This window comes from Microbacterium sp. RU1D, from assembly GCF_900156435.1.
Classification (GTDB): domain Bacteria; phylum Actinomycetota; class Actinomycetes; order Actinomycetales; family Microbacteriaceae; genus Microbacterium.
The window spans coordinates 1389401-1405647 of record NZ_FTPQ01000001.1 but is presented as its reverse complement, the minus strand read 5'-3'; the positions used below and the strand labels follow the sequence as shown (position 1 = coordinate 1405647).

Annotated in this window: 15 protein-coding genes; 4 read left to right on the top strand and 11 right to left on the bottom strand. The window is 70.8% G+C overall.

Annotated elements, in window-relative coordinates:
• Window positions 1-28 precede the first annotated feature (28 nt).
• The 3 genes from rfbB to B0B15_RS06385 are packed head-to-tail and all read left to right on the top strand — an operon-like array spanning window position 29 to window position 2908.
• Window positions 29-1027 (top strand): dTDP-glucose 4,6-dehydratase, encoded by a 999-nt coding sequence (gene rfbB / locus B0B15_RS06395; protein WP_076674239.1) that lies wholly within the window; start codon window positions 29-31, stop codon window positions 1025-1027.
• Between the two features lie 4 nt (window positions 1028-1031).
• Entirely contained in the window at window positions 1032-2453 is a 1422-nt protein-coding gene (locus B0B15_RS06390) for a sugar nucleotide-binding protein (protein ID WP_076674236.1), read from the top strand.
• Window positions 2450-2908 carry a GtrA family protein gene (locus B0B15_RS06385; RefSeq protein ID WP_083708889.1) on the top strand — a complete coding sequence of 153 codons (459 nt, stop codon included), beginning with the start codon at window positions 2450-2452 and terminating at the stop codon, window positions 2906-2908. The genes B0B15_RS06390 and B0B15_RS06385 overlap by 4 nt, the downstream gene beginning before the upstream one ends.
• Window positions 2909-2948: 40 nt before the next feature.
• On the opposite strand, the gene B0B15_RS06380 is transcribed toward B0B15_RS06385, so the two are convergent.
• The gene (locus B0B15_RS06380) at window positions 2949-3353 is read right to left on the bottom strand and encodes a DUF2304 domain-containing protein (RefSeq protein WP_076674234.1); all 405 of its coding nucleotides are present in this window, start codon (window positions 3351-3353) and stop codon (window positions 2949-2951) included.
• On the bottom strand, window positions 3350-4081 hold the full coding sequence (locus B0B15_RS06375; RefSeq protein ID WP_076674232.1) for a glycosyltransferase family 2 protein: 732 nt from the start codon (window positions 4079-4081) through the stop codon (window positions 3350-3352). Before B0B15_RS06375 ends, B0B15_RS06380 begins: the two co-directional genes overlap by 4 nt.
• A gap of 154 nt (window positions 4082-4235) precedes the next feature.
• On the opposite strand from B0B15_RS06375, the gene B0B15_RS06370 reads away from it, so the two are divergent.
• A complete protein-coding gene (locus tag B0B15_RS06370; protein WP_076674229.1) occupies window positions 4236-5744 on the top strand; it encodes a DUF2142 domain-containing protein in 1509 nt (502 codons plus the stop codon).
• Window positions 5745-5853: 109 nt separating this feature from the next.
• Here the strand turns inward: B0B15_RS06370 and B0B15_RS06365 are convergent, their stop codons facing one another.
• From B0B15_RS06365 to B0B15_RS06325, 9 genes are all read right to left on the bottom strand, one after another.
• Window positions 5854-8568 (bottom strand): hypothetical protein, encoded by a 2715-nt coding sequence (locus tag B0B15_RS06365; protein ID WP_256334257.1) that lies wholly within the window; start codon window positions 8566-8568, stop codon window positions 5854-5856.
• Window positions 8568-9101, bottom strand: coding sequence for a hypothetical protein (locus B0B15_RS06360; RefSeq protein WP_076674227.1), 534 nt, complete (start codon window positions 9099-9101; stop codon window positions 8568-8570). The genes B0B15_RS06365 and B0B15_RS06360 overlap by 1 nt, the downstream gene beginning before the upstream one ends.
• 61 nt (window positions 9102-9162) lie before the next feature.
• Window positions 9163-10113, bottom strand: a complete 951-nt coding sequence (locus tag B0B15_RS06355; protein WP_076674225.1) for a glycosyltransferase family 2 protein — start codon at window positions 10111-10113, stop codon at window positions 9163-9165.
• Window positions 10114-10172: 59 nt separating this feature from the next.
• Window positions 10173-11276, bottom strand: a complete 1104-nt coding sequence (locus B0B15_RS06350) for a glycosyltransferase (protein ID WP_076674222.1) — start codon at window positions 11274-11276, stop codon at window positions 10173-10175.
• The gene (locus B0B15_RS06345) at window positions 11273-12739 is read right to left on the bottom strand and encodes an LCP family protein (protein ID WP_371113238.1); all 1467 of its coding nucleotides are present in this window, start codon (window positions 12737-12739) and stop codon (window positions 11273-11275) included. The genes B0B15_RS06350 and B0B15_RS06345 overlap by 4 nt, the downstream gene beginning before the upstream one ends.
• The gene (gene purE, locus B0B15_RS06340; protein ID WP_076675240.1) at window positions 12736-13203 is read right to left on the bottom strand and encodes a 5-(carboxyamino)imidazole ribonucleotide mutase; all 468 of its coding nucleotides are present in this window, start codon (window positions 13201-13203) and stop codon (window positions 12736-12738) included. The genes B0B15_RS06345 and purE overlap by 4 nt, the downstream gene beginning before the upstream one ends.
• Window positions 13204-13322: 119 nt before the next feature.
• Window positions 13323-14456 carry a 5-(carboxyamino)imidazole ribonucleotide synthase gene (locus tag B0B15_RS06335; RefSeq protein ID WP_076674219.1) on the bottom strand — a complete coding sequence of 378 codons (1134 nt, stop codon included), beginning with the start codon at window positions 14454-14456 and terminating at the stop codon, window positions 13323-13325.
• Window positions 14457-14734: 278 nt separating this feature from the next.
• Window positions 14735-15289, bottom strand: coding sequence for a PH domain-containing protein (locus B0B15_RS06330; RefSeq protein ID WP_076674216.1), 555 nt, complete (start codon window positions 15287-15289; stop codon window positions 14735-14737).
• Between the two features lie 81 nt (window positions 15290-15370).
• Window positions 15371-16153, bottom strand: coding sequence for a biotin--[acetyl-CoA-carboxylase] ligase (locus B0B15_RS06325; RefSeq protein WP_076675239.1), 783 nt, complete (start codon window positions 16151-16153; stop codon window positions 15371-15373).
• Window positions 16154-16247 lie beyond the last annotated feature (94 nt).

Below are 16247 nucleotides of genomic sequence, written 5' to 3'. Positions count from 1 at the left end.
GCAGGAGGACCCCGCTAATCTGGAGCGCATGAGTCGTCTTCTCGTGACCGGTGGCGCCGGTTTCATCGGATCCAATTTCGTGCACCACGTCATCGCGCACACCGACCACTCGGTGACCGTCTTGGACAAGCTCACCTACGCCGGCAACGCGTCGTCGCTGGCGGGGCTTCCCGAGGACCGCGTGCGTCTGGTCGTCGGCGACATCGCCGACGCCGCCGTCGTCGACCCCCTCGTCGCCGAGGCCGACGCCGTGGTGCACTACGCGGCCGAGTCGCACAACGACAACTCGCTGCACGACCCCCGCCCGTTCCTCGACACCAACATCATCGGCACCTACACGTTGCTGGAAGCGGCTCGGCGCCACGACGTGCGGTTCCACCACATCTCCACCGACGAGGTCTACGGCGACCTCGAGCTCGACGACCCGGCCCGCTTCACCGAGAGCACGCCGTACAACCCCTCGTCGCCGTACTCGTCGACCAAGGCCGGTTCCGACCTCCTCGTGCGCGCGTGGGTGCGCTCGTTCGGGGTGCGCGCGACGATCAGCAACTGCTCGAACAACTACGGGCCGTACCAGCACGTCGAGAAGTTCATCCCCCGCCAGATCACCAACGTGCTGCGCGGCATTCGCCCGAAGCTCTACGGAACGGGCGAGAACGTCCGCGACTGGATCCACGCCGACGACCACTCCTCCGCCGTCCTGACGATCCTCGACAAGGGCGAGATCGGCGAGACGTACCTCATCGGCGCCGACGGCGAGAAGGACAACAAGAGCGTCGTCGAGTTGATCCTGCAGATCACCGGGCAGCCCGTCGACGCCTACGACCTGGTCGCGGACCGCCCAGGTCACGACCTCCGGTACGCCATCGACTCGACCAAGCTGCGCACCGAACTCGGGTGGAAGCCGACCTACGGCGACTTCGAATCCGGCCTCGCCGCGACGATCGACTGGTACCGCGAGAACGAGGCCTGGTGGGCTCCCACCAAGGACGGCGTCGAGGCGTTCTACGCCAGCAAGGGGCAGTGACGCGGTGTCGATCGACTTCGGAAAGGCGCTCTCCGCACGGGAGACGACCATCCCCGGCCTGATCCTGCTCGACCTGCCCGTGCACGGCGACTCCCGCGGGTGGTTCAAAGAGAACTGGCAGCGCGAGAAGATGACGGCGTCGACCGTGGATCTGCCCGACTTCGGGCCCGTCCAGAACAACATCTCGTTCAACGACGCGGTGGGCACCACCCGCGGCATCCACGCGGAACCGTGGGACAAGTACGTCTCCGTCGCCACGGGCCGCATCTTCGGCGCCTGGGTCGACCTGCGTGAGGGCGATTCCTTCGGCGCCGTCTTCACCGCCGAACTCGACCCCTCGACGGCCATCTTCGTGCCGCGCGGCGTCGGCAACTCATACCAGACGCTCGAGGCCGATACCGCGTACACATACCTGGTCAACGACCACTGGTCTCCCGACGCCACCTACACCTTCCTCAACCTCGCCGATGAGACGGCCGCGATCGAGTGGCCGATCCCCCTCGCGCAGGTCGAGATCAGCGCCAAAGACAAGGATCACCCGCGGCTCGCCGACGTCATCCCGATGCCGCCGAAGAAGATCCTCGTCACGGGCGCGAACGGCCAACTCGGGCGCGCGCTGCGGGAGGAGTTCGGCGAGCACCCGTGGATCGAGTACGCCACCCGCTCCGAACTCGACCTCACTTCCCCGGGCCTGGACACCGCGCGGCGCTGGCGCGATTACGGCGCGATCGTCAATGCCGCCGCGTACACGAAGGTCGACGCAGCCGAGACGCCCGAGGGCCGTAGCGAGGCGTGGGCTGCGAACGTCACGGCGGTCGCCGCCCTGGCCCGTATCGCGACGGCCAACGGCATCACCCTCGTCCACGTCTCGAGCGACTACGTCTTCGACGGCACGAAGAGCGACGCCTACGGCACCGAAGACGCCCTCTCCCCCCTGGGCGTCTACGGACAGACGAAGGCCGCGGGCGACGCGATCGTTCAGACGGTGCCGCGCCACTTCGTGCTGCGAACGAGCTGGGTCATCGGCGACGGCAACAACTTCGTGCGCACCATGGCGTCGCTCGCTGCCCGCGGGATCGATCCGCGCGTGGTGGACGATCAGATCGGCCGGCTGACGTTCACCTCCGACATCGCCCGCGCCATCCGGGTCGTCCTCGACGCAGACGTGCCGGCCGGGGTCTACAACGTCACCGGACAGGGCGAGCCCGCCTCCTGGTTCGACATCGCCCGCCGCGTCTTCGAACTGGCCGGTCACGACCCCGCACGCGTCACGGGCGTCAGCACCGACGAGTACTTCGCCGGGGCCACCGTTCCCGTCGCTCCGCGTCCGCGCAACAGCGTGCTCGACGCCGCGGGCACGATCGCCGTCGGCATCCCCCTCGGAGACGCCGACGCGCAACTGCGCGCCTACCTCGATCGCGCGTGAGCGGCGACGAGCGCCGGGGGGCGCGGCGCCCCGGCGTCGTCGCCCGGGCGGCTCGCCGCGTGTGGTCGCACAGCGCGGTGCGTTATCTGGTCGTGGGCGGCGGCGCGTTCCTCATCGACGTCGGCCTGCTCGCCCTCCTTCATGACGTCATCGGAGTGCCGCTGGTCGTCGCGACCCCGACGGCGTTCCTCCTGAGCTTCGCCGTCACCTATCTGCTGCAGCGCACCTTCACGTTCTCCTCCGACACCGGTGTGGCATCCAGCGCGGTCAAATACACCGCGCTGGTGGCCTTCAACACGGTGGCGACCACCGGCATCGTCGCCGGCGTCGCCGCGCTGGGACTGCCATGGGTGGTCGGGAAGGTCGTCGCGGTGGGCTCGACGACCGTGTGGAACTACTTCGCCTACCGGTACTGGATCTTCCCCGCGCCACGGCCCGACACCGACGCGTCCTGATAGGCGAGGGCGCGGCATCCCGTCGCCCGGGCGGGGCCGGTCACGGGAGATCGGACTCGATGTGCGGGGAGTCGTCGGCGGCCCGCGCGGATTCGAGATGTGCGATCCGGCGGGTCAGGGCCTCGAGGTCGGCGCGGTTGATGGCGGACTCCTCGGCGAGGCTGCGGATCTCCTCCTCGGCGCGCGAAAGCTCCCACGAGAGGTGCAGAGCGACGCCGACGAGAAGAGCGATCGAGATCGCGAAGATGAGGTTGGCGGGGACCTCGACACCGAGCAGATGCGTCAACTGCACGAGGAGGCCCGGGAAGATCGAGATCACGAGCAGGGCCAAGCCGACGACGAGCCACAACGTCGCGTACTTCTCGCGCAGCTGACGACGCAGAAGCAGGACGACGATCAACCCCAGCACCACGACGGCGAAGGTGACCCCGGCGGCGACGATCACGCGCGCACTCCCGTCTTCGACGCGGCACCGCGCATGATCGCCAGGGACAGGGCGAACACGGAGCGCAGAAGGTAGAGCGAGGCCCCCAGCGGATTCTGGCTGGGGCGGCCCGCGGCGCGCGGACGCATCGCGACGGGGACCTGGACCACGGTCAACCCCGCGTGCACGGCGTTGACGAGCGAGTCGACGGTGTCGCCGAGATACTCTGCGGGGTAGTAGTCGACGTACTGGTCGATGGCCCGGACGTTGGCGGCACGGAACCCACTTGTCACATCGGTCAGCCGGGTGCCGGAAATGCGGGTGAGGACGCCGGCGAGCATGCGCATTGCCCACCGTCTCGGGCCACGCGCGGAGTAATCGCCGACCTCCGCGAATCGAGCGCCGATCGAGATGTCTGCTCTCTCGAGACCGTCGAGCACTGCCGCGATGTCGCGCGGGTTGTGCTGGCCGTCGGCGTCGACCTGGATCGCCCGCGTGTACCCGTGGCGCTGGGCGTAACGGAACCCCGCCCGCATCGCCCCGCCGACGCCGAGATTGAACGGCAGCGACAGGATCGTGGCCCCGGCTTCGCGGGCTCTGACCGCTGTGTCGTCCCGAGAACCGTCGTCGACGACGAGGATGTCCCAGGCTTCGGGCTGGGCCAGGATCTCCCGGATCGTGGGGCCGACGCTCTCGCCCTCGTTCCATGCTGGAACGATGACCAGAGTGCTCGATCGTGCCGCAGACATCGCCCTCATCGTAGCAGCGCCCCTCGCCGCGTCCGCGGGGCGCCGCCGCTGTTCGAGGGGCGATCCGGGTGGTGAAAGCGGCGGCTTGTAGGATCACACGGGTCGTCACCGCCTCCACCCCGACGGCGCAGGGACGCCCAGAAGGATCCACCTCATGTCTGCACTCCTCGCCCGCCTCGCCCTCCCCCGGCGTCCCCTGGTGGACGTTGCCGTCGTCTTCATCGCCCTGCTGGCGATCCTGCTGTCGGGCGCCGCGTTCCTGCCCATCGCCTCCGGCGCCGACGAGGCGGCTCACTACGTCTATGCGGCGGCCGTGGTGCGCGGCCAGGCGGGGACATTGGAGCCCACGCTGCCGGCCCGGTTCTCGAACATGGACGTCTTCGCCGGTTGCATCGCCTTCCATCCCGACGTGACGGCCGCCTGTCAGGGACCGCTCCGCATCAGCTCCACCGCCGAGGTGCTCTCGCAGACGAACGCCGGCCTCTACAACCCCGTCTTCTATCTGTGGACGGGTCTCGGCACCCTGGTCGTGCCCACCGAGTACGGTCTGTACCTCTCCCGGGTCCTGGCGGCCGTTGTCACGGCCCTCTTCCTGGCCTGGGGCCTCTCGCTGCTGCGGCGGTCCTCCCGCTCCCCCCTGCCCGCGCTCGCAGCAACGTTGTTCCTGACGCCGATGACGCTCTACGTCGGGATGGTGCTCAACCCGAGCGCGTGGGAGATCGCCACCCTCTTCGCCGCCACGGTCGCCGGTTTCGCCGTCGCGTGCGGTCCTTCGACGACCGGATGGCGTGAGGCGCACTCCCTCCTGCTCGCCGCCTCGTGCGTGCTCGTGGTCACACGCGGGCTGTCGCCGTTGTTCCTCGCGGTGACCGCTGTCGCGCTGCTCGTCGTGGCCGGAGTCGAGCGCACACGGCGTCTGCTGACCGACCATCGGGCGTGGATCCTCGCCGGCGGCGTCGCCGCGGTCACCGCCTTCAGCGTCCTGTGGGTGCTCGGACACGGGACGAACTACGTCGGGGTCGAGAAGCCGGCCTCGCTCGCGGACGGACTCACGGGCATCTCGGTGTTCTATTCGAACTACCACGAGCAGGTCACGCAGATGTACGGGAACCTCGGCTGGCTCGACCTGCGCAGTCCCAACATCCTGTCGACCTCGTGGGTCCTGCTCCTCGGCGGCGCCCTCGTGTTCTGCTTCGGTCTCGCGACGCGGCGCGCCCGATGGGCCATCCTGATCGCGTTCGGCTCCGCCACGCTCATCCCGGGCGTGCTGTCAGGCCTGCAATGGTCGGGCTACGGCTGGCAGGGGCGCTACACCATGCCGCTCGTCGCCGCCCTCCTCGTCATCGCCGCCTTGGCCGCGGATGCGGGCCCGAGCACGACCCCGATGGATGCCGGCACCCGACGCGTCGTGGGAATGTTGCGCTGGCTGCTGCCGACATTCCTCGTCATGGGAGTGACGATCACGGCGGTGCGCACCGGTCACCGCTATCTGGCCGGCGACACGAGCGCTCTGACGGCCGCCTGGCAGTGGACGCCTCCCCTCGCCGTCCCCGTCCTCGCCGTGGCGTTCTTCGGCGGGCTCCTCGTGCTCACCGGCACCCTCGTGCGGCGCGGGAGCGACCTCGTCGAGCGGGCCCCGAGATCGAGCGTCACCGCACGGTGACCGACCGGCCTGACCGACTGCGCCGGCCGCGGGACGCCGCACAGACCGGGAGGGCCGCTTCGCGGCGCACACGAGCCCAGTGCGAACCGGGGGACGCCGGTCGAGCGATTCAGCGCACGGTGACCGAGAGGCAGCCGAGCGACACCGTGAACCCGCCCTTGTCGTCCACCACGGTCGCGCAGACCTGACGCTTCCCCTTCGTCGCGGTGTATCGCTGTTCGAAGCCGTGGGCGGAACCCGCCGCGGGGAAGGCCGCGCCTACGTCGGGGCGCGATCGATCAGCGCGGACCGTGCGGACCGATCCGTCGATGGAGATCTGCACCGAGACCGGGCCGGCCACGTCGGGGTCGAAGGCCCATCCGCGCACCGTGAGCGCCCCCGTCGCGGCGCTTACCGCGTCGAGCCGCCCGATGGGCGCCCCGGCGACGCCGGTCACCGTCCGGCAGCCGAGCAGCGGGTTCGCCCCCGAGGTGTTGATCGCGTAGATGCACAGGCGAGAGGTGCCCACCGGGATGGGCACCGACGACTGGTACCCGTGTCCGGAACCGTACAGCGGGTAGGCCGCGCCCACGTCGGGACGGCTGGCGTTGGCTGTGAGCACCGACGCCGATGCCCCCACGTAGACGTGCACATCGATCGGTTTGGCGGTGTCGGGGTCGATCGCCCACCCGCGGACGTTCGCGGTCGTCCCGGACACGGTGACCTCGTCGACCGCGCCGATGGGCGTCTTGCCCTCGTCGGGCGTCGTGATCGACCGGCAGCCGAGATCAGTGTCGGGCCCACTGGTATTGACGGCCGTCACGCACACCGTGGAGGGGCCGATGGGGATGTCGACGGTGCGGGAGTAGCCGTGCGTCGCGCCGTACACCGGATAGGCGGCGGCGACGTCCGGCCGCGACGTCTGCGCGGTGACACGCGTGGACTTCCCGTCGACCGAGATGCGGACGGCGATGGGGCGGATCGTGTCGGGGTCGATGGCCCAGCCCGTGACGGTCGCGCTGCGCCCCGAGACGCTGACCGACTCGTAGTTGCCGATGGGTGCGCGGCCCTGATCTCCGCCGGTGACCGAGCGGCAGCCAAGGGTCGTGTTGTCGCCCGAGGTGTTGATCGCGTAGGCGCACACGGTCGTGTTGCCCGCGGGGAGGTCGACGACCTCCGAGAAGCCGTGCTTGTCGCCGTAGGCCGGGTAGGCCTTGGCGATATCGGTCCTCTTGTCATCCGCCGTGAAGGCGCGCCCGACACCACCGACGTAGATGTGCACGGGGATGGGCTTCTGCGTGTCGGGGTCGATGGCCCATCCCCGCACGCGCGCGGTGGTGCCGGCGACGTCGATGCCGTCGATGTAGCCGATGGGCGCCCGACCGATGTCGCGCGAGGCGGGGGTCATGATGCTGCGGCATCCGAGGGTGGTGTTGTCGCCACCCCCGGTGTCGATGCCGTAGACGCAGACCTGTCGGGCATCCAGAGGCACCTTGAGGGTCGTGCTGTACCCGTGCGCCGTGCCGTGGACCGGATAGGGCGTGGCCAGGTCGGCGCGGACGCGACGCGCGGTAACCGCCGTTCCGACACCGTCAACGTAGACGTGCACGGCGATCGAAGCGGCGGTGTCCGGGTCGATGGCCCACCCCGTCACCGTGATCGAGCCCGACGATACCGCGACGGAATCGAGCGCACCGACGGGCGAACCGGTGTAGAACGGCATGTCACGGCATCCGAGCCCGACGTCGCCCCCCTGGCCGGTGTTCACCGCGGTCAGGCACACCTGCCCGCTGCCGCCCGTCGTGACAGGGATGCGGGTGTCGAACCCGTGGCGACTGCCGCTCCCGGGATACGCGGCGCCCACGTCGGGCCGATCGGCGTCGGCGGTGAGAGTCGTGACGGCCCCGGCAAGCGAGACGCGGACCTGGATGGAACCGGACGTGTCGGGATCGATCGCCCACCCGCGTACGCGAATGCCCCCCGGGTACGCCTCGATCGCGTCGATCGAGCCGAAGGGCCGACCGCCCGCCTTGGTCGAGCCGAACCAGTCGGTGAAGGTGCGCCAGAAGTTGCGGTTCCCGTATGCGCTGCACCCGTCGCCCTCACCGTAGAGGTTGCGCAGCGCGGCCTGGTTGGGCACGTACGGGGTGTAGATGTAGAGACCGGCCGTGGCCTGGTTCTCGATGTAGACGCGCTGCGTGCCGCAGCTGGCGGACGGGTTGTACAGGATGTTGTTCCACCGGCCGGCCTGATACCCCCACCAGGTCGGATTGAGGCGGTAGACCTCGAACTGACGGGCGCCGTAGTAGACCTGGTAGAAGAACCCCTGGGTCGAAGGATCGCACGGAGCGGTGTCGGGGCAGCCCTGACCGGTTGCCGCGGAGTAGTTCCATGCCGACGGAGCGGTCGAGGTGACCAGCCCCTGCTCCTTCTGCAGGAGCACGAGGAGCGCTTTCTGGCTGATGCCGCAGGAGAGGGCCACCTTCGCGATGATGGTGGCGGCGCTCTCGTTCGCGGCACCCGCGTAGCCGTTGCAGTACTTGTCGGCCGGGCGGTCGTCGGTGCTCTGCCGATAGTCCTTCAAGCAGGTGTAGCCCGACTGACACGAGCGGACCTTCCCGTCGAGGAAGGTCTGGATCTCCCCCGCCGACATCGCGGCGCCGTCGTAGAACACCGCATCGTCGATGATGCTGCCGGGGTTCCAGTCCGACGCGTCCGCGGCCGCCGCGGCCGGCGCGGGCGCGACCGTGGCCGGGAGCGCGAGCGGCGCTGCCGCGAGGAGAGCGATGGCGCACGCCCAGGAGGCGACGACCGCCGCGACGCTGCGGCGGCGGGAACGACGCATCACGGCGCCGTCTCGATGGTGGTGAGGGCCGATTGCGCCCGGAGGTTCGCGGAGGTGTACGAGACGGTGAACGCCGCGTCCTCACCCTCGGCGACGGGGATGGACATGAGACCGCAGTAGGTGACTTCCTTGCCTTCGTTGGCGGACACCGACACGGTCCGCTGCGACTTCTCGAGGGTCAGGGTGCAGGTGCCGCCGGACTCGGAGATCCCGGGGACCATCGCGGTGACCTCGAGCGACCCGTCGATCACCTCCGAGGTGATGACGAGGATCTCACCGTTGTACGGCGAATCGGTCGCGCTCTCGCTCGGCGCAGGAGAGGGGTCAGCGGTGGCCGTCGGAGAGGGAGAGGCCGTCGCGGGCGCGGAGGGGGACGCACTCGGTGACGCCGTGTCGGACGCGACGGGCGCGGCTCCGGGCGCCGGGGTCGCGCACGCGGACAACGAGATCAGCGCGAGGACGAGGAGTGAGGTCGACGCGACACGCGCGCGCCTCGCGGGAGACGTGACGACGGTGCCGTGGAGGTGCTTCACGCGTTCATTATGCGTTGCCCGAGTGACGGATGGGAATATTGTGAAGGAAGGGGGGCATATGTTAACGCCACCCGAGCCTCCGCCGCAGTCGCCGCATCCGCGACATCACCGGCTGATGCGCATCGATCTCGCGGCGGACGTCGGACGCGATCTCGGTGCGCAGGCGCTTCACGATCCGCTCCGCAGCGTTGTCGAGCGAGCGGTCGACGTGGGCCGCCAGCTCGGCCTGCGACGCGGCGACGAACAGCGGGAGTCCGGCGCCCTCCCGACGCACCCACTCCGCGAGGGCCCGGTCGCGGACGACGGCGTCGTCGCGTGCGTGCTCGGCGGCGAGACTGAACATGCTGTTGGCGTCGAGGCCGTCGGCATCCGGTCGCTGCGTCCAGTAGGCGAGAGCCTCGCCGGGGAGGAAGCCGATGTCGCCGTGGCGCAGGATGCGCAGGTAGAGGTCCCAGTCCTCGACCGCATCGAGGGTCTCGTCGTACCACCCGACCTCGGCGTGCACCGCGCGGCGGTACAGCACGGCGATCGGCACCATCCGGTTGATGCTCATCATCTCGGTGAGCGAAACCCGCTGCATCCCGGCCCAGAACGGGGCGCGGCCCACCTCGACCCAGGCGCCGCCGCGGTCCTCCTCGTACACGATCTCGGTCGGCACCGCGACCGCGGCGTGGTCGGGGTGCCCGTCGAGCCAGGCCACCGTGCGTGCGAGGAAATCCGGATGCCACCGATCGTCGTCGTCGTGGAGCACGACGTAGTCGGTGTCGAGCGCGCGCACGCCCGTGTTGGCAGCGATGCACCGACCGCCCTCCCCGTCGGCGATGTGCACGACCTCGACGTCGGCGAGCCCCGACTCGGCCACGACGCGGTCGACCTCCGCGGCATCCCCGCCGTCGTCCACGACCACGATCCGGCGGTCGGTGTCGGTCTGCGCGGCGATGTCGGCGAGCGCCCGGCGCAGGAACGCGGGGCGCTGACGGGTGCGGACGACGATCCCGACGCGAGAAGGCATGCGTCGAAGCTTAGGGTCGATGCCGCCGCCGCCTCGGGAGCCTCGCGGCACCCCGTCGATCACAGCTCCGCGTGCAGTGCCCAGACGCGCTCGGCCGCGGCGCCCCAGGCGAAGCCCTTCGCCCGGTCCCCGGCGAGCACGCGGAGGCGCTCGGCCTCGTCGCCGAGGGCGCGGGCGAGGGCGTCGCCCAGGTCGCCCGCGGGCCCGTAGGCGGCGGCGTCGTCGAGCACCTCACGGTGCGCGGCGGTGTCGGCGGCGGCGACGGGCACGGCGAGGGCGAGGGCGTCCACGGCCCGCCAGGGCCAGTCGGTGCGCGCGCAGGGCGCGAGGAACGCGGCGGCGTGCGAGAGGACGGCGGCGCGGTCCCAGCGGTCGAGCGAACCGCGGGCGTGCACGCGCGCCTCGGCGAGGCCGGCCGCCGCAGCGATGTCGGCCACAGCGGGCTCTTCCCCCTCGGGCACGTCGAGCACGACCACGTCGCCGTCCCAGCCCGCCGCGACCACGGCGGCGAAGGCCTCGGCAAGCCCATCGGATGCGGCGGTACCCCCGGAGGTCCCGACGAATGTCGAGGGGAGATCGAGGGCGCGCAGGCGCCCGACGGCGTCGGAGGGCACGCGGAGTCCTGCCGCGGGGGCTCCGCCGATCACGCGGACTTTCTTGACCAGCTTGGCCTTGGCCGTCTCGGCGAGTCGATCGGCCATGGCGTGGGTCGGCACGATCACGGCATCCGCGTGCTTCGCCACGCGTGAGAGCAGGGCCCGCGCGGCGAGGCTCTCGGTCTTCGGCAACTCGTCAGGGGTCTCGAACGCCCGCAGGTCCCAGAGCGTCACGACGATCTGATGCGTCTCGTTGACCCGGTCGTGGCGGACCAGCGGCGCGAGTGCCGTGGGCGAGTGGATCAGTCCCTTGCCGATGCCCGGAGCCACGCCCAGCTGCCACGAGGCCGCGAGTTCGCGGCGTCGCACGGCCAGTCGTGTCTCCGACGTCAGCCCGGCGATCGCCTGATCGTCGGCGAGTCCGGGGGCGGGCACGATCGCCGCGACGTCGCATCCGCGCGGAGCGGTCGCGATCAGGGCTTCCGTCAAGGATGCCGAGGCCTCCGCCAGGTCACGGGAGGTCGGGGTGACGAGTTGGTCGAGGACCACACGGAGGGTGACGGTCACGGCGCGGGGCTCTCCGTTCCGGTCGATGGGTGCAGGGCGTCCTTCACCATCTGCTGGACCTGGGCGTAATCGGGGTCGAACTCGTCGACGCCGCCCTCGGGCGTGAGCTCGAGGGTGTTGACCGGCTGATCCTTCGCCTTGAGGGCGAGGCCCACGAGGGTCGGGGCGATGAGGCTCTGCGGCAGGTCGGTCTGGATGATGTTCGTGGTCGACGTGGCCACCTGCTGGAAGTGGGCGAGCACGTTCTGCGGCGTGAACTGGGCGAGGATCGCCTCCTGAAGCTCGCGCTGGCGGCGCATGCGGTCGAAGTCGCTCGTCGTGTAGCGCGAACGGGCGTACCACTGGGCGGTGTCTCCGTCCATGTGCTGCTGACCGGGCTCGATCCACCCGAAGGCCCAGTCGTCCACCGGCTGGCCGTCGTAGGCGGGTCCGCCCTTGGGCAGGCGCTCCTGGACGGTGATGTCGACCCCGCCGAGAGCATCGATGACGTCGGCGAAACCCTTCATGTCGATGAGCACGTAATAGGGGATCTGGATGCCCATGATCCCCTCAGCGGCATCCTTCGTCGCCTCGATCCCGGGCTCGGAGTCGTGCGCCTCGGCGTCGGGGTAGAGGGCGTCACCGTCCTGGCAGATCTCGACCTCGGTCTTGAGCTGGTTGATGCCGCTGCCCCAGCCGCACGTCGCGTTGGCGTAACCGGTGTGCCCGTCGGGGTACTTGTCCTGCATCGGTCCCGGCGCGAAGGGGAAGTGCGGCATGTCGCGCGGGATGCCGGTGATGGTCGTCGCGCCGGTGGCGGCGTCGATGGAGACGACGGAGATGCTGTCGAAGCGCATCGAGTCGCGACCCTCGCCGGAGTCGGCGCCGAGCAGGAGGATGTTGTAGTACCCGTCGGAGGGCGGCACGACCGGCGCCGACTGGGCGAAGATCGTGGAGAACGCGTCGCGGGTGCTGCCCGCGACCTGCGCGGCCCACGCGGCTCCCGAGCCGGTGAGCACCAGCATCCCCACCGATACGACGGTCAGCGCCACGCGCGAGAGCGGTCCGACCTTGACCAGGCGGATGAGGCGCAGGGTGTCGATCGTCAGCACGATCCACAACACGACGTAGCCGACGAGCACGATCTGCACGAGGGTCAGCGGCAGAGGGCGGAACCACGACAGGAAATCAGGGAAGAACGATCCGGTCGCGAGGGTGAACAGGCCGGTGGGCCACAGGATCGCGCCGAGTCCCGCGAGCACGAGCAGCGTCCACAGCGCCAGAGTGGCCCCCAGCCCGAATCGCCCGAGCCGCCGGTTGCCCGCGAGCACCTGGGCCGACCCGGGGATGAGGACGTTCAGCACGACGAGCCACCAGCCGCGGCGGGTCATGACTTCGACGGACGACGCGTCGGGGGTGCGCAGCGGCCGCGCCTCGATCATCGGCGCGTGCGCGCGCGGACGTGCGGGGGCCGCCAGGGTCACAGGGAGTCCTTCAGACGCCGGTTCTTCTCCTCGACCTGAGCCTCGAGATCGCGGGCGTAGGCCTCGACGCGCTCCGCGAGCTCGGCGTTTCCGCTGCCGAGGATGCGCGCTGCCAGGAGACCCGCGTTCTTCGCCCCGTTGATCGAGACCGTCGCGACGGGGATGCCCGCGGGCATCTGCACGATGCTGAGCAGGGAGTCGAGCCCGTCGAGGGTGGCCAGCTGCACCGGGACGCCGATCACGGGAAGGGCGGTGACGGATGCCAGCATGCCCGGCAGGTGCGCCGCTCCCCCGGCCCCGGCGATGATGGCGCGCAGCCCGCGGGCCCGTGCCTCACGGCCATAGCGCACGAGCTTGTCGGGCGTGCGGTGCGCCGAGACGACCTCCACCTCGTGCGGGATGCCGAACTCGGTCAGCACCTCACTGGCGGCGTCCATGACGCGCCAGTCGGAGTCGGAGCCCATGACGACGCCGACCACGGGCGTCTCGGAGGAATGCAGCGGCCGGGTCACCGGTCCAGGCTAGGGCGGCTCGCTGGAAGATCGCGGAACGGCGCGCTCAGGAGTCGCGCTCCGCCGTTCGCTCAGTCGAAGAACGCCGCCGCCGCCCGCCCCTCGTAGACCACGTCGTCGAGATCGTCGCCGACGACGTTGACGTGCCCGACCTTGCGGCCCGGCCGGGGCGCCTTCCCATAAGTGTGGATCTTGGCCGAGGGGTGCGCCGCCATGGCGGCGGGGAACCGCTCCTCGAGCGTGCCCTGCGCCGGCCCGCCCAGGACGTTGATCATGACGGTCCACGGGGCCACGGCATCCGTCGACCCGAGAGGGAGGTCGAGCACCGCGCGCACGTGCTGCTCGAACTGGCTCGTGACGGCGCCGTCCTGCGTCCAGTGGCCGCTGTTGTGGGGGCGCATGGCGAGTTCGTTGATGAGGATGCGCTCGTCGGTGGTCTCGAACAGCTCGACGGCGAGCATGCCGGTCACTTCGAGGCCCTCCGCGACCGCGACGCCGATCTGGGCGGCCACGCGCTGCACGCGCTCATCGGCGCGCGGGGCGGGGGCGACGACCTCGGCGCACACGCCTCCGCGCTGGACGGTCTCGACCACGGGGTAGGCCCGCACCTCGCCGGACGGGCGGCGGGCGACCTGCTGGGCGAGCTCGCGCGTGAAGTCGACGAGTTCCTCGACCAAAAGCGATCCGCCGTTGCCGTCCTCGGCGAGGGCGGCGAACCAGTCGTCCGCCTCGGTCGCGGCCGACACGACACGGACGCCCTTGCCGTCGTAGCCGCCCCGCGGCGTCTTCACCACAGCGCGGCCGCCGTGGGCGTCGAGGAAGTCCTGCAGCCCCGCGGAGTCGGAGACGGCGGCCCAGTCGGGCTGCGGCAGACCCAGCTCCGCCATGCGGGCGCGCATGACGAGCTTGTCCTGGGCGACGCCGAGCGGGGCAGGACCGGGGTGTACGACGACGCCCGCGTCGACGAGGGCGGCGAGGACGTCCTGCGGGACGTGTTCGTGATCGAAGGTGATCACGTCGACGTCGCGCGCGAAGGCGAGCACGGTCTCGGCATCGCGGTAGTCGCCGACGGCGGTCGCCGCGAGACCCGCCGACATGCCCTCCTCCTCGGCGAGCACGCGGATCTCGACGCCCAGCTCGACCGCCGGCGCGATCATCATCCGCGCCAGCTGTCCGCCACCGACCACTCCGACTCGCAGCGCCATGCCGCTCCTTCCGTCGGCATCCATTCTGTCGGGCCTCCCGGGCGGGCGCGAGCCGTGCGTCGGTGCGGCAACGCCCTCGGACGCATCAGCGCTGGCGCCGGTAGCTTCGACGGGCGCGGGCACCCCTGCGCCCCGCCGCCGCAACGGAGGTGCCTGAGCCCGGTGGGTTCGACAGGCTCAGGCACCTCCGTCTCGCCGTCGTGCCCCCGCGTGCCGTGGAGGTCCCTGAGCCGGTCGAAGGGGCCGGGACGCACGTTCGGAGCCCGCAAGCCCCGCCGTCAGAGCCCGACGGAACCCGAGCCGAAGGTCTGGGAATCGCGGTGGGCGAGGATCTGATTGACCTCCACCTGGTCGACCAGCGTCTCGTGCACGAGAACGGCGTGCGGGATGTTCTTCATGCGCAGCGGCGGCTCGACGCCGTTCGACAACGACAATGTGCCCGCTCCCCACAGGCGCTGGAGGATGCCGCGGCGCATCTGGATCGCGTACCCCCGCACGTGGGAGATCTCGCGGTGGGTCGACCCGAAGGGCCCGGAGCGCTCGATGACGCGACGCGTCGTGATGGTCCACGTGTGCGAGAGCCACACGAGGAACGGGATGACGACCAGCAGCAGCACAACGACCGCGGCCGCGGTCAGCAGCATCCAGTTCTCGTACGGGGCGGGGAGGTTGTCGTAGAAGTAGGCCGTCGCCCCGGCGGCCGCGATCAGAACGAGAGCGGACCAGAACAGCCCTCGGGCGTGGGCGTGCAACCGGGCGATGCGCAGTTCGGGCGCGTTCGTTCCCGGCGCCGGCATGCGCGGGCGCCCGATCGAGCTCGACGGCTGGGTCACCCTCTCATTGTGCGACCCCGGGCCCGGCGAGCGCGGCGCACACGCGGGCGGCCGTCGCGACGACCCGCGCCGACGAGCGCGTCAGCGCACGTGGACGACGTCGCCCGCGGCCACCACCGTCTGGAGCGTGCCCGCCGCGACGACGAGGCGGCCGTCGTCGTCGAGACGCTCGGCGCGCCCCTCGAGCGTGGTGCCGTCCGGCATCGACACGGCCACGTCGCGCCCCACCGTCGCGCAGAGCTCCTCGATGTCGCGATGCACGCTCGCGACGTCGCCGGACGCGAGGGCGGAGAGGGTGTCGCGGAGGTGACCGAGGTAGTCGGCCAGCAGGCGGTCGTCGTCGCATTCCGCGCCGATCGCCGGGAACGACGTCGCGGTCGTCACGGGCAGATCGGCGCGGCTCATGCGCGTGTTCACCCCGGCTCCGACCACCACCGTGTCGAACGTCCCCGGCACCGCCTCGGCCAGGATGCCGCAGATCTTGGCGCCGTCGACGAGCACGTCGTTGGGCCACTTGAGCTCGGCGCTACCACCGTGGCCGGTCAGCTGCGCCCGCACCGCGCGCGTCATGGCGGCACCCGCGACCAGCGGGATCCACCCCCGGGACGACATCGGAATGCTGGATGCGTCGACCACGACCGACACGGCGAGCGCCGTACCCGCCGGCGCGGTCCACGTGCGATCGAGGCGCCCGCGGCCCGCGCGCTGGTCGTCGGTCACGAGCAGCGACAGGTGCGGCCACCCGGCAGGATCGGCCGTGACGGCGGCGACGACGTCGGCGTTGGTCGAGTCGGTGGTCGTCACCACCTGGACGCGGGGGCTGATGTCGGCGGTGCGAGGGTATCCGGACGCGGGGATCGGCATGTCCACACCCTAGAGAACCGGCCGCTCGTCGGCATCCGGTTGCGCGCGTCGCCCGAGGTGCTCAGTGGCCGGATGCCACAGCCCGGCGGCGATT